Source organism: Rhodoferax sp. (assembly GCF_028714215.1).
Taxonomy (GTDB): domain Bacteria; phylum Pseudomonadota; class Gammaproteobacteria; order Burkholderiales; family Burkholderiaceae_C; genus Rhodoferax.
Genome location: NZ_JAQTMS010000035.1, coordinates 43,427 through 57,493, shown reverse-complemented (window position 1 = coordinate 57,493; position 14,067 = coordinate 43,427). Strand labels below are relative to the sequence as shown.

Genomic DNA, 14,067 nt, shown 5'->3' with positions numbered 1-14,067 from the left:
ATCGGCACCATCGACCATAGAGATGCCGACATCGGCTTGCGCCAGCGCCGGCGAATCGTTGACGCCATCACCGACCATGGCAAACGGACCGTTGGCGGCGGGCAAGCTGCGCACAATCTCCGCCTTGTCGCCCGGCAGCACCTCGGAATAGACCTTGTCGATTCCCACCGCCTGGGCGATGCGCCGGGCCACGCACTCGCGGTCGCCCGACAGCATCACGATCTCGCGCACACCGCGCCGGCGCAGGCCGGCGATCACGGCATGCGCTTCCGGCCGTGGCTCGTCGCTGCAGGCGATCACGCCCACCAGCTGGTCGTCCAGCGCGACCAGCAATCCGATGTGGCCCAGGCGTTCGATGCCGGCCAAATAGGCTCCGGCCTTGCCGGTGGCGATGCGCAAGCCGCGCAGGTAATGCGCGCTGCCGATGTGAATGCGGTGGCCCGCGAGTTCTGCCGCAACCCCCAGTCCGATGACGAACTGCACGTTCTGGCAGACCGGCAACTCCAGCCCGCGCACCGTGCGGGCATGCGCCACCAACGCGCGCGCCACCGGATGACGCAGTTCGGTCTCGGCGGCGGCGGCCAGCTGCAGCACGCGGTCGGCCGTCAAGCCGGCACAAAATGAGCGCACGTCGAGCACCGCCAGGTGACCGCAGGTCAGCGTGCCGGTCTTGTCGAAGGCAATGCCTTGCAGCGTGGCCAGTTGTTCGACATGGCGTCCGCTCTTGATCAGGATGCCCTGGCGGGCGGCCCGTGTCATGGAGGCCAGGATGCTGGTGGGTGCCGCAACCCGGATGCCGGTACCGTAGTCCACGATTGCCAGCGACATGAAGCGGTCCAGGTTGGTGGTCGCCGCCAGCAGGGCGACGTTGGCCCCCAACAGGGGCGCCACCAGGCGGTCGGCAAACTGCTCGGCGTAGTTCTGGATGCGGGTCTCGCCGACCGGCACCGCTGCTATCTGCTGCACGATTTTGGCCACCAGCGTGTCGGCCCCGGCCTCGGTGATGGTTACCGTGATGGAGCCCTCCACCACGGAAGAGCCGGCAAACACCATGTCGCCGACGCGCCGCGTCGCCGGCGCCGATTCACCGGTGATGTGGCGTTGATCGACAGCGGCAATGCCGCTGCTGACCCGGCCGTCCGCCGGCACCAGGTCGCCGGCCAGCATCAGTGCCCGCTGCTGGGCTCTGAGTGTCTGCGCCGGCACCAGGGTGAAGCTGCCATCGCACTCCAGGCGGCGCGCTTGCAGCGTCTGAAAGTCCAGCAGTTGGCGGATGTGGCCGCGCGACTGCCGCGCCGTCAGTTCCCGTACCACGTCGCCCAGATGCACCATCAAGGCCATCAGCGCGGCGGTGCGGGGTTGCCGGCGCAGGACCGCCACGACCAAGGCCAGTCCATCCAGAAAATCGACGTTCAATCGGTGCTCGTGCACCAGGGTGTGCAAGGCGCGGCGCCAGATCGGCAAGCCGGTCAACAGGATCGCAACCAGCGCCAGGCCAAAACCGGCCGTCGGTCCCAACACCAGCGCGGCGCCGGCCCAGGCCAGCGATTGCAGGGGCTGCGGGCTGCCGCCGCCAGTGGGCAAAGTGACCAGGGCGCCGCCTGAGGCGCCTGCCACCGTCAAGCCGTGGCCCGGCGCCAGCAGCAGCGCGAACAGCGCCTCTATCGGGCCTTGATGCTGCACCGTGACCGACTCGCAGGCCAGGTTGAAGCGAAAGCTCTCCACCAAGGGACTGCTTCTTAACCGGCGCTCCACGTTCTCGCGCAACACGCGGTCGACCCGCAGTCGGGCGACGCGCAGGCGGCAACGGCCCGGCACCTCGTGCAGCACCATGAAGCGCGGCGCCAGCGCGGCCGGCTCAGCGCGAATCTGCAAATCATGCACGGGGTTTTCGACCGCTGACGATGCGAACCAGGGGGGCGTCGATGCGATGGCGATGCAGGCTAAGGAAGGCATTGAAGGCGAAGGTGCTGACGGTCAGCCACATGGGTGTTCCCCGGTTGCGCGCCTTGTGCAGGGAGGTCGCGGCGGCCACACCCAGCGGCAGCAGCACCTTGAGGTCAAGCAGCCCCTCACTGGCCTTGCGCAAGCCGGAGTCCAGTTGCTCGGCCGTCGAAACGATAACCTCGGCCAGACGCGAGTGACGTTGCAGATAGCGCGCCCCCGCGGTAACGGCCTCGTCGATTTCCTCCAGCAACGCATCCTCGCCTTCCAGACTCAGCCAGGCGTTGAGTTCCGGGTCCTGCTGCAGACGGAAATGGAAGATCGTGTCGGACGGCCGGTAGTCGACCACTATGCTTGACGAGAGCGGATTGACGCGCACCGAATCAACGCCGTGCAAAGTGCCAATCACGCCCTGCACGGCGGCAAAAAACTCCGCCTCGCCCGGCACACCCAGCACCTTGATGCGCAGTCGGCCCGGAACGTGGTGGACGATACGGGCCGACCTGACGGCCCGGGGGAGGTGCTTGTCCACGTCAATGCACGGGCACGCCGGTTGCAGCTTGAACCTTGCCTGGGGCGCGGCTCACCTTCGCCAGGGGCGCTTGCTGCGCCTGTTCGTGCCTCACCTCGGCCACCAGGTCGTGCACCTGCTCGTTCGCCTCGGCCATCACGGCACGCGCTTTTTGACTCATGGAAAAGCCGGCGCGCACGGCACTCTTGACCGCCGGGCGTACATAGCCGCCCAATTCAGGGAACAGTTTGCCCAGCAGAATCGCACCCGCGCCGATGATCAGTCCGGGAATCAGCTCGACCTCGATCAAGGCCGCGCCAACGACGATCGCCGCCGCGGCAGCCACGCCGCCGGCTTCGCCCGCCAGCAAGTCTTTGCCGCGTGCAATCAGGCTGGCGCGTTTGCCTTCTCCAGTTCCGCACGCCGGGTCCAGCAACAAGGGATCGGTTTGCTCGGTGTAAGCGCAGTCGGTGGCGCTGCCGAGGTCCGCAACATGCGCCTTGGCAGCGTGGCGACTGGCGTCACCGTTCGACTTGCGAGGTTTTACAGCCTGTTGATGCAGAGGCTGCGGCGCATTCTTTTTCTTTACGGTGACCACTGATTTCTCCTGGATAAATGGAACAGACTCGACACAAAAGAGCCAATGAATACTGGCTCCTTGTCCAATCATCTACACCTGTCAGGAAATCGTCTGTGCGCTGGCAGACATAGAAGCTAAGAGTTCCCAAATTCACGACGCCGTTCAGAGCCTGCTTGATGCGGCTTGCTTTCGCAAGTCCAAAACCGAGGCTCATGCGTCCGTGGCCCGAGTGCACCGGGGTGAGTGACTCCGCGGCTGTCCCCCGCCCTCTGGGCTCCTCCTTTATGCCGCTGCGCCACTCACCCCAGCGCCCTCGGAAGCGGCGTCGGTGGTTTGCGCGAGCCGAGGAGCCACCCTGGATCAGGCTGGTGGGGCGCTCAGCGCAGGTAAAGGAGGAGCCCGCAGGGCGGGGGACACGGAGCTGAGTGCCCCGCCTGCCTGATCCACCCACTGCGCTGAACAGAAGTTTGGCATGACGTCATTTCGGGAAAGATCCGCAGTAAATTGCAGAGCCGAGTCCCTCAATGGCGCACGATGTCGGTGTCGATTTGGGAGGTGACCGGAGCGCTCAAGAGTCGGCTCCCAGCCTCTTGCCTGGCTCGCTCATAGACGTCATAGGACGGGAAAACCTGTCGCGCCGAACGGGTTTCCGGCAGCACATAGACAATGCCGTCGCTGGCCTTGAAAGCCGGACTGACCACGCGGTGGAAAAATTCCGCCGGCACGTTGATGCAGCCATAGGAAATTCGATTGTCCAGCGGCGTTGGCGTCGCCAGGCGCTCGGCGCGGCGCTCCTTCGGGTTGCTGGTGATCACCGGATGCAGCGAAATGGCGGTCTCGTAATCGACCCAGAGAATTTCTCCGCCATGCAGATTACGGTCCAACGCGGCGACAAAGCGGCCGGCCGGGGTGGTGCGTTCCTCCGGCCGAATGCTGGCCAGCTTGCGCTGGCCGATGCCGGGAACCGCGTCGTCTCCCACCGCCAGACCGACCAGCGCGGCCGCGGCGCCGCGCAATTGACCATTGGCATGGAACACGAATACCCGGGCCAGCGTTTTATCGAGAACGACAAACGGCAAGCCGCCGCTGTCACCCGAATCGACCACCCAGTCGGCTATTTGCCGGGCCTCCCGGGACGGCGTCTCATGCTCGAAATCGGCCCGTTTCGCACGCTCTGGCGATGTCGCTCTCAACCCGGCGCTGACCGCGGCAGCGACTCCTGGCATGCCGGCATTGTCGGCCGCCAGCGCTGCTTCAGCGCCCCAGCTGGCGACCAGCAGGCCGAGGCAAATTGTCCTGGCCGCGGTCGACATGATTGAACGCATCTCTGCACCCATCGGCATGGCGACCGGCGGGTTTCAGTTACGGTCTTGCTTGCGCGGACGATGCGGCGCCACGTAGATCGCCGGTGGCGTCTTGACCGGCTCGACCATGGGCACTGGCGCCTCGGGCGTTGTCGCCGGCACCGCCACCGGTGTTTCATCCGGCGTCACGGCGTTCACCAGCGCTGACTCCGACGGTGGTGACGCGAGCGTCAACAATTCGGGCGGCGTCTCAACCAGCACCACCACCGGTACCCATGGCTTGACCAGGGCCGGCGTGATATCCGGCTCCGACTGGTCCAGCGGCTTCTTCACTATCAGCGCGCCGTTGACATAGCTGATGGTGTAGTTGGACGGAACGAAAGTGCCACCGCTGGCGCCGCTGGGGGTGATCACGTAGGTGCTCGATGGAATGGCACCCCCGGTGGCACCGGGACTGCTCGCCGTGATGCTGCCAACGGTCTCGCCGTTGACCAGGCCGACCACCGTGAAGACCGTCAACGGTGCTGTCTCGCCGTAGGTTTTCGAGACATCCGCGGCCGTGACCGTCAGGGCCGCCGGTGTCACCGTCAGGACGCCGTTGACATAGCCAATGGTGTAGTTCGCCGGCACGAACGTGCCCCCGGTCAGGTTGCTGGGCGTGATCGGGTACGGGCTGCCCGTTACCGGCGCGGTGGCTATGGTGCCGGGGCTGGTCTCGGTGACGCTGCCCACGGTGTCGCCATTGACCAGTCCGGCCGTTGTGAAGGCCGACAGGGTCGGTACCTGGCCATAAGACTTCGAGACGTCCGAGGCCGTTACCGTCAAGGGCGCCGGCACCACCGTCAAGACACCATTGACGTAGCTCAGGGTGTAGTTCGCTGGCACAAAAGTGCCGCCGGTCGCGCCGCTGGGCGTGATCGTATACGGGCTACCCGCCACCGGGGCGGTCGCCACCGTGCCGGGGCTGGTCTCGGTGACGCTGCCGATGGTCTCGCCGTTGACCAAACCGGCGGCGGTGAAGGCCGACAGGGTCGGTGTCTGACCGTAAGCCTTGGAGACGTTGGAGGCCGTCACCGTCAGGGCCACCGGCGCCACCGTCAAGACACCATTGACGTAGCCAATGGTGTAGTTGGTTGGCACGAAAGTGCCGCCGGTCGCGCTGCTGGGCGTGATCGTGTATGGGCTACCCGCCACCGGGGCAGTCGCTGCCGCGCCGGGGCTGGTCTCAGTGACGCTGCCAACGGTCTCGCCGTTGACCAAACCGGCGGTCGTGAAGCCCGACAAGGTAGGCGTCTGGCCGTAAGCCTTGGAGACGTTGGAGGCCGTCACCGTCAGGGCCACCGGCGCCACCGTCAAGACACCATTGACGTAGCCAATGGTGTAGTTGGTTGGCACAAAAGTGCCGCCGGTCGCGCCGCTGGGCGTGATGACATAGGGGCTACCGGCCACGGCGGCCGTGGCTGCCGCGCCGGGGCTGGTCTCAGTGACGCTGCCGACAGTCTCGCCGTTGACCAGTCCGGCCGCCGTGAAGGCCGACAAGGTGGGCGTCTGGCCGTAGGACTTGGCGACGTTGGAAGCCGTCACCGTCAGGGCCGCTGGCGCCACCGTCAGGGCACCATTGGCGTAGCCTATGGTGTAGTTGGTGGCCAAGAAGCTACCGCCGGTGGCGCCACTGGGTGTGATGACATAAGGGCTACCGGCCACGGCGGCGGTCGCTGCCGCGCCGGGGCTGGTTTCACTGACGCTGCCAATGGTCTCGCCATTGACCAAACCGGCGGTCGTGAAAGCCGACAAAGTCGGCACCTGGCCGTAAGTCTTGGAGACGTTGGAAGCCGTCACCGTCAGGGGCGCCGGGTTGATGGTCAGGGTGCCGTTCACCAGCGTCGGGAAGTCGTAGTTGGTTGCCGTCAAGCTACCGGCCCCGGCCGTGATGGCGGCAGTGCCGACGGCGGTGACGGCGCTGGCCGTGGTGGCGGCAGTGCCCGCTCCGGCATAGCCGGCCGCGGTGGACGCGGTCTCGCCATTGACGAAGCCGCTCACCGTGGTGCTCAGCGCCGGATTGGCGGCGCCGTAGACCCGGGTCTTGTCATCTGCCGTCACCGTCAGGTGGGCCGGGTTGATGGTCGCCGTGCCGTTGGCGTAATTGATGATGTAGCCCTTTTGATTGGAGTACAGCCCGCCCGGCGTGATGGTGTAGCTGCCGACCGAGGTGCCGCCGCCGCTGTAGGTCAAGGCACCCAGCAGGTAGGCCGGGTTGGTGGTGGCGGAATAGGTGACGCCATTGCCGCCGGAATAGGCGATCCCGTTATAAGTCTTGCTGTCGTTGTTGGCCGTCACCGTGAGCGGCGTCATGAACGGGCGCAGCAGCGGATAGGTGATGCCCTCGTACATGAACCAGGTGCTCAGGAAGTTCCAGTTCGGATTGACGTTGCCGTTGGCCAGGGTCGCCGACGTGAAGTCGGCTTGCGCCTTCATCTGCGCCGTGTTCATGCCCATGCCGCCGCCCACCGACGCTGCAACGACCGAGGTATCGCTGTTCCAGAAGCTGTTGGTAACCGTGCCGGCAATGCCGCCCACCAGCGCGCCGAGCTGGCTGCCGCCACCGCCCACGCTGCCGGTGGCATAGCTGGTGGTGACGCTGCCAATGCTGGTTCCGATCAGCCCGCCGACGCCGGCTCCGGCGCCGCTGACGTTGCCGGTGGCGTAGGTGTCGCTGACAACACTGGCGCCGTTGCTGCCCAACAGACCGCCGGTGGCGGCGCCGGCACCCGTCACGGCGCCGGCGGCGTAGCTCTTGCTGACGGCACCGGTGGTGTTGCTGCCCACCAGCCCGCCGGTGCCGGCACCGCTGCCGATCACGCTGCCGGTGGCGTAGCTGTTGCTGACCGCCCCGGTGGTGTTGGTCCCCAGCAAGCCGCCAGAGCCGGCAGCGCCATTCACGTTGCCGGTGGCAAAGCTGTTGCTGGTGGCGCCGGTGGTGTTGTCACCGACCAGGCCGCCGGTGCCGGCCGCGCCCGTGACGGTGCCGGTGTTGTAACTGTTGCTGACCGTGCTGCCGGTGCCGTTGGTGCCGATCAGGCCACCGCTACCGGCGGCGCCGACCACGCTGCCGCCGACCAGGCCGACGTTCTGAAACGACAGGGCCGGACCGGTGGCGCCAAACAGGCCGGCGCTGGCCGAACCCGGCGTGATGGAGAGCGCCGTGATGGTGTGCCCCAGACCGTCGAAGCGGCCCATGTAGGGGGTGCCGGGGGTTCCGATCGGCACAAAGCCGGCGCCGGCATTCCAGCCCGCCGTCGCCGAGGCGTCGATGTTGCTGCCCAGTGCGTAATTGGTCGCCAGGCCACTCTTCATGCCTTGCAAGTCAGTGACGGTGGAGGTGGTCGACGCGCCCAGGCGGTCGACGATGGTGTAGGCCAGGCCATTGATGCTCAGGATGCCGGCGCCCGAACGCGCCGGAAAGTCGACCCGCCCGGTAAAGCCGTCACCATTCATGCCGACCTTGACGGCGCCGCCGGCCACGGCCGCGTCCAGGCCGTTGGCGGTGGCCGTGTTGAGGGCCAGCGTCGAGGTGCCGGAAGCGGTCATCACCGCATTGATGTTGATGTCGCGGGCGGCGGTCAGCGTCAGCAGATTGGCGCTCCAGCTGACGGGCGCGTTGACATTGATGTCGCCGCTGCCGCCGGCCGTTCCGCCGCTGCTCTGGATCGCCACGGCGCCTGCCGCCAGATTGCTGCTGAGCGTCGTGCCGGAGATGTTGCCACCGGTCGCTGCGATGGTGAAGTCAGCCGGATCGATCAGCCAACTGCCCGACTGGCCTTGCGCGGATTGGGTGTTGACACGGGTGTTGTCGGCGATATTGACGTGCGCCGCCGAGGTTTCGACAAACCCGCCCGGCCCGCCCTGCGGCGCCGAGGCGTCCAGCGTGCCGGCCACATTCACGCTGCCGCTTTGCATGTCACCCAGCAGCTTGATGCTGCCGTTGCGGTTTTCAATGGTTTGCGCCCGGATCACGCCGCTGTTGTTGACGGCGCTTTGCAGCAGGCTGCCGGCCGCTTGCGCGCTCAGCAGCACTTGTCCGCCGTCGGCCTGGATCAGACCGCCGTTCTGGACCAGCGCCTTGACCGCGCCCTGATTGACCGTGACATTGAGCAGGCCGTCACCGGCCACATCAAGGGTGATGGCCTGGCCCGCAACCAGCGCCACGCTGCCCAGCTTGGCCTGGATCACACCGTTGTTGGCGACGTTGGCGCCCAGCAGCGCGACATAGCCGCCGTCGGCGCGGATGGCGCCTTGATTCAGCACCGAGCCTGCGCCAGCGCCGGAAAACTTGTAGTTACCGGCCAGAAAATCGCTGTCGGCAATGTTCAGGGTCGAGGCCACCAGGGCACCGACATTGACCGATGCACCCTGGCCGAACAGGATGCCGTTGGGATTGACCAGGAACACCTTGCCGTTGGCGGACAGGCTGCCGAAGATGCCCGACGGATCGGACCCCAGCACGCGGTTCAGCAACACCGAACTGCTGTTGGGCTGCAGCACACGCACGGCCTCGCCGGAAGCGATGTTGAAACTCTGCCAGTTGATGGCCGCGTTCTGGCTGGTTTGCGTGATGGTGCTGCTGAGCGCGCCACTGTTGATGGTGGCGCTGCCGGACGCCACCACGCCACCGGCGGGCAAGGCATACACATTCACACCCAATGACAGCAGCAGGGACAGCGCCAGGGTCTTCAGGGGAAAGCCCGCGCCGGCGCCGGCGCCGCGGCAGGATGAGGTTTTCTTGCCAAGGCTTTTGGCATTCTCGGAAACGGCGACAAAAGTGCCGGTCTTGTCGTTCCAGAGGGATCGGTAGCAGCTGTTCATGGGGTCACTCCAATTGTTTGAAAGATTTGTCGTTTAAGTGCTGGATTCGAAGCGCCGGGCCTAGAAATATTTCACGGCCTGGATCCAGAATCGGCCCGACGCGTCGGGCGCCGAGCGGGCCACTTCATCGCCTACCTTGAAGGCGTAATAGGCGCGCAGCATGAAGTTGTTGCCATCGGACCAATTGAAGCCAAGTCCGGCACCGCTCAAGGTTCTGCGGTTCGGCCCGGCCGCCCAGGTGCTGTTGTTCACCGTCACGCTGCCGGTATCGATGAAGCCGATCAACTGCAGTTGCCCGCCGATTCGCTCCGAGAACCGGGGCACCAGCATGCGCGCCTCCAGGTTCAGCACATAACCCTCATCGCCATAGGCTTCGCCTTGCGGATAGGCCCGCACGGCGTACATGCCGCCGAGTTCCATCTTTTCCGAAACATCCAGGTTTTTGGACGCCAGCTGTCCGTTGATGGACGCGGCCAGGGAGAAGGTTGGGCTCAGGTTCTGCAGCCGCATGGCGCTGAAGGCCAGCTTGTTGTAGTGGCCGCTGGTTTGCGCCGTCGCGGCGTCGAGAACTTGCATGGCCGGCGTTTGCAGCTCAAGGTTGCCGGCGCTCCAGGTCAGGGCATAGCTGCTTTGTCCGCTGGCATCGCGCTGATCGCCCATCAGACTGGCCATCAGGACGCGCGCGCTCTTGTCGGCGACGGTGGAGGCCGAGTCCACCTTGTCCTGGAACGTCCGGGCGTCAAACGCCAGGCCCAGGTAAAGATTGCTGTTGCGCGAGCGCACCAGAGGATAGCTGCCATACAGGCTGGCAATCTCTTCCGTGCCGTTGGCGCCCAGGCTTTCGAATTCCTGGCCCAGTGCATAGCGCAAGGCGCTGTAGGCGACGCCGACCTTGGCCTTGCCCAATTGCATCTGGTAGGAGCCGCGCAGATAGTTCAGGCCCGAGCCCGAAGTCAGTGCGCGCAGCGTGGCCACGTCGCCGTGACCGGTCGGCTCGTTGAAGTTGACGGTCGCCCCAATGCGGTTGGAGCCGGTGTAGCGGTTGCCGGCGTTGTCGGCATCGATGCTGCCGCTGACGCGGGGCCCCGGCGTCAGATCGACGATCAGGTCGGAGGTGCCCAGGGTGGTCCCCGGCAGCAGCGTCGAATTGACCTGCACGCCGGGCAGATCGGAGAGCAGCAAGAGGCGGTTCTCAAGCGGCGCGGAGGTCACCGGATCGCCACTGTTGAGTCCAGCCAGAAGACCGTTGACCAGCTCATTCGAAACGTTGGTCTGGTTCTTCAGCGTGACCTGGCCGTATTGACCCTCGATCACGGCGACGGTCACGACGCCATCCTGGATGTCCTGCGCCGGCAGGTAAGCCTGCGCCACGAAGTAGCCGTTGCGGTGATAGTGGTCGGCGATCCTGGCGGCCATGGCGCGCAGATCGGCCAGACTGAGTTCGCGCCCCGGCACGAAGCCGGTCAGTGCCAGCAACTCCGACTCGGGATAGGTTTGCGCACCGGTCACGCGCAGGCGGTTGACAATGATGCGCACACCTTCGGACTCGGCAATGCTGAGCGGACTGCCGGGCTTGATCTCGACCTTGGGTGGTGCTTTTTGCGGGATCGGTGTCGGCGGAATCTGCTGCATCTGACCGCCAGCATTTGGCAGTTGCTGGGCCAGCAGACCCTGGCTCAATACGAGCAGCGCGCACGGGAGAAGTTTATTTTTTAACATAGTCACTTTCAGATGAAATGGGCAACACGACAATCGTTAAGAGGATTTTGTTGAGTCGCTCCAGCCGCGTCCGTGCTGTAGCGCACACATTGAAAAAGAATGAAACTGCAGATGGCTTTCGGAAGTCGAGAACTGAGGCTCAAGCGTCTGTGGCCCGAGGGCGCTGGGGTGAGTGACTCCGCGAATGTCCCCCGCCCTGAGGGCTCCTCCTTTATTTCGCTGCGCCACTCACCCCAGTGCCCTCGGAAGCGGCGCCAGTGGTTTGCGTGGGCCGAGCAGCCACCCACTCCAGCGCCCTCGGCGGCGAGCGTCGGTGGTTTGCGTTGGTCGCACACCAACCCTGCTTGAAAGATCAGGCTGGTGGGGCGCTCAGCGCAGGTAAAGGAGGAGCCCGCAGGGCGGGGGACACGGAGCTGAGTGCCCCGCCAGCCTGATCCACCCGCTACGCTGAACAGGGGTTTGCATGGCGTCATTTTGGGAAGGTCCATGGTGCTCAAACCCAGAAATACAAGACGCCCCTTGTTCGGTGACAAACAAGAGGCGTTGACCAAGCTGGTCATGAGATTGCGGAAGTTGCTCGCGAACCGGTCGCGCTGTCCTGGTTTCAGGGCCGGATGGCGATCTCGTTCTTCACCGATCTCACGCCATTGACGCCACGCGCGATGCTCTCGGCGGTGTTCTTCTCGTTGGTGCTCTTGGCAAAGCCCGACAGCATGACGGTGCCCTTGAGCGTTTCCACGTGAATGCTGACCGCATCGACCTGCTTGTTGTCCACGAAGCGGGCCTTGACCTGCGTCGTGATGGTGGCGTCGTCAACGTAGGCGCCAACGGTCTCCTGCCCGCGACTGACGGCGCAGCCGGCGGTAGTGAGCAAGGCAATGGCGGTCATGGCGGCGGCGAGGGTGGTACGGATGTACATGGTCAATCTCCAGATAAAGTTGAGGTGCGGGATGGACTTTAAAAACTTGCCGCCGCACTGTCCGTGCGCTGGCGCACACAGCCGCAAATAGCGTCAATCCGGCGTGGCGCTGGCGAGCGCCGGTGCCGCCGCCTCGGCTGCATCCGGCAACGGGATGACGAAGCAGCTCTGTGCCGCCAGGGCCGGCCAGTTCAAGCGCTCTCCCACCCGCAGCAACTGCGCTGGCAGACCGCCCGTTGCCTGCGCGGCAGCCGCCAGCGCCGCCTCCGGCGCCGCGCGCAGCAGGATGAAACGCATGCTGCGCTGATCACGCACCAGGGTCAGTTCGGCCCGCTGCCAGTGCGACGGCAGGCAAGGTTGGAAGACCAGTTCCTGGGCGCCCTGCTGCAATCCGAAAATCGATTCGATGGCGGCGCGCTGCAGCCAGGCGGCGGCGCCGGTATACCAGCTCCAGCCGCCGCGCCCGACATACGGTGGCTGGCTGTACACGTCGCCGGCCACCACATAAGGCTCAATGCCGTAGACCGCGCCGCGCGCCGGATGGCTGGCGCGGTGCGCCGGGCTCAGGTAGGTGAAGTAGCGGTACGGGGTATCCCGATCCTCGCCGGAACCGGCACGGCTGTTGGCAAATTCGGCCTGCGCCATCAGCGCCCAGACGCCGGCGTGCGAATACTGGCCGCCGTTTTCGCGCACGCCGGGTGGGTAGGCCTGGATGTAGCCGGCGCTCGGGACCGCCTGTGCCAGCGGCGGCGCCAGCAGCTTGATCAGGCCGGCCTCGCGGTCCACCAGATGCGTCTCCAGCGCCGCCAGCGCCATGCGCTGCGAGGCCGGCGAAGCAACCTTGGACAGCACCGCCCAGGCTTGCGCAATCAAGTCGATGCGGGCCTCCGGGTTGGCATGCGAGCCGAGCGCCTGGCCGTCATCGAAGAAGGCGCGCTTGAACCATTGCCCGTCCCAGGCCGGGCCGGTCAAGGCGGCTTGCCAGCCCAGCGCGGCATCTTCCCAGCGCTGCGCCCGCAGCAGCTCGGCGCGTTGCCGCGCCAGCGGCGCGAAGTCGGCCACCAACTGGCACAGGAACCAGCCGAGCCAGACCGACTCGCCGCGGCCTTCGATGCCGACCCGGTTCATGCCGTCGTTCCAGTCGCCGCTGCCCATCAGCGGCAGGCCATGCGCGCCGACCCGCAGACTGCGATCGATGGCCAGCGCGGCATGCTCGTAGATCGAGGCGTCATGACGGCTGACGCTGGGCGTGTAGTAAGCATCCTCGGCGCCCTCGGGGATCACCGGGCCTTCGATAAAGGGCACGCGCTCTTCCAGCAGCGCGACGTCGCCGCTGGCGCGCAGGTAGTGCTGAGTGGCAAACGCCAGCCACAGCAGGTCGTCGGAGAAATGGGTGCGCACGCCGGCACCCAGCGGGGCGTGCCACCAATGCTGCACATCGCCCTCGACGAACTGGCGCGAGGCGGCCAGCACGATCTGCTGGCGCAGCAACTGCGGCTGGGCCCAGGCCAGCGCCATGGCGTCCTGCAACTGGTCGCGAAAACCGGTGGCGCCGCCGGCCTGGTAAAAACCGGCCTTGGCCCACAACCGGCATGACACCGTCTGGTACAGCAGCCAGCGGTTCACCAGCACGTCAAACAGGGGGTCCGGCGTCTTCACCGTGCAGGCGTCCAGCAATTTGTCCCAGCTGACGCAGACCCGCGCCAGCCGTTGGGCGGCGGGCATCGCGCCGGCCACGGTGGCAAGCTGGCGGGCCGCATCCGGGCTGGCCGCGTAACCCAGCAGGAACACCCGCTCCAGCGTTTCACCGGCCACCAGCTGGACCCGGCTGGAAAGCGCCGCGCAGGGATCGAGTCCTTCGCCCTGACTCTTGCCCAAATGGTCCGGCAGCACCAGGCGCCCGCGGGCATCGAAACACTCGCGCCGGTCGCAGGTCCAGTCGTCCTCTTCATCGGTCGCGCCGGCCAGCGCCAGGAAGGCCGTGCCATCGCCAAAACCGGCCGAGCGCTCACGCTGCGTGGCCAGCAGGGCGCCGAGTTTTTGCCCGGCCAGCCGTTGCCGGGAATAGGCCGTATGCAGGGTGCCGCGGTCGGCCCGGTTGGCGCCCAGCTGCCATTCGGCGATGCCCAGCACGCGCAAGTGCAGCGTCTTGTCACCGCGGTTGGCGATCACCAGGTGCACCTGCTTGACGGCCGTCTGCGCATCGACACACCACGACGCCGTCACC

The 14,067-nt window shown here is 66.0% G+C and carries 7 protein-coding genes and 1 pseudogene; all 8 read right to left on the bottom strand.

All coding sequences use genetic code 11. The features are described from left to right. A partial coding sequence (locus PHS32_RS15780) for a heavy metal translocating P-type ATPase (RefSeq protein ID WP_301079996.1) occupies positions 1 to 1,884 on the bottom strand: 1,884 nt, incomplete at its 3' end. Beyond that, positions 1,877 to 2,476, bottom strand: coding sequence for a hypothetical protein (locus tag PHS32_RS15775; protein WP_301079995.1), 600 nt, complete (start codon positions 2,474 to 2,476; stop codon positions 1,877 to 1,879). The genes PHS32_RS15775 and PHS32_RS15780, both read right to left, overlap by 8 nt. A gap of 1 nt (position 2,477) precedes the next feature. Then, the gene (locus PHS32_RS15770) at positions 2,478 to 3,053 is read right to left on the bottom strand and encodes a DUF5132 domain-containing protein (protein WP_301079994.1); all 576 of its coding nucleotides are present in this window, start codon (positions 3,051 to 3,053) and stop codon (positions 2,478 to 2,480) included. A gap of 503 nt (positions 3,054 to 3,556) precedes the next feature. Next, entirely contained in the window at positions 3,557 to 4,360 is an 804-nt protein-coding gene (locus PHS32_RS15765; RefSeq protein ID WP_301079993.1) for a hypothetical protein, read from the bottom strand. 33 nt (positions 4,361 to 4,393) lie between these two features. Then, entirely contained in the window at positions 4,394 to 9,202 is a 4,809-nt protein-coding gene (locus PHS32_RS15760; protein ID WP_301079992.1) for an MBG domain-containing protein, read from the bottom strand. A gap of 60 nt (positions 9,203 to 9,262) precedes the next feature. Further along, positions 9,263 to 10,921 carry a ShlB/FhaC/HecB family hemolysin secretion/activation protein gene (locus PHS32_RS15755; RefSeq protein ID WP_301079991.1) on the bottom strand — a complete coding sequence of 553 codons (1,659 nt, stop codon included), beginning with the start codon at positions 10,919 to 10,921 and terminating at the stop codon, positions 9,263 to 9,265. Positions 10,922 to 11,525: 604 nt separating this feature from the next. Then, positions 11,526 to 11,840, bottom strand: a complete 315-nt coding sequence (locus tag PHS32_RS15750) for a BON domain-containing protein (protein WP_301079990.1) — start codon at positions 11,838 to 11,840, stop codon at positions 11,526 to 11,528. Positions 11,841 to 11,933: 93 nt separating this feature from the next. Further along, positions 11,934 to 14,067, bottom strand: a pseudogene (locus PHS32_RS15745) (carbohydrate-binding protein); the annotation flags it as partial.

What these genes read in the sequence shown, in the direction of transcription:
- PHS32_RS15760 (WP_301079992.1), bottom strand. Translation starts at nt 9,202, where the DNA reads ATGAACAGCTGCTACCGATCCCTCTGGAACGACAAGACCGGCACTTTT.
- PHS32_RS15755 (WP_301079991.1), bottom strand. Translation starts at nt 10,921, where the DNA reads ATGTTAAAAAATAAACTTCTCCCGTGCGCGCTGCTCGTATTGAGCCAG.
- PHS32_RS15765 (WP_301079993.1), bottom strand. Translation starts at nt 4,360, where the DNA reads ATGCGTTCAATCATGTCGACCGCGGCCAGGACAATTTGCCTCGGCCTG.
- PHS32_RS15750 (WP_301079990.1), bottom strand. Translation starts at nt 11,840, where the DNA reads ATGTACATCCGTACCACCCTCGCCGCCGCCATGACCGCCATTGCCTTG.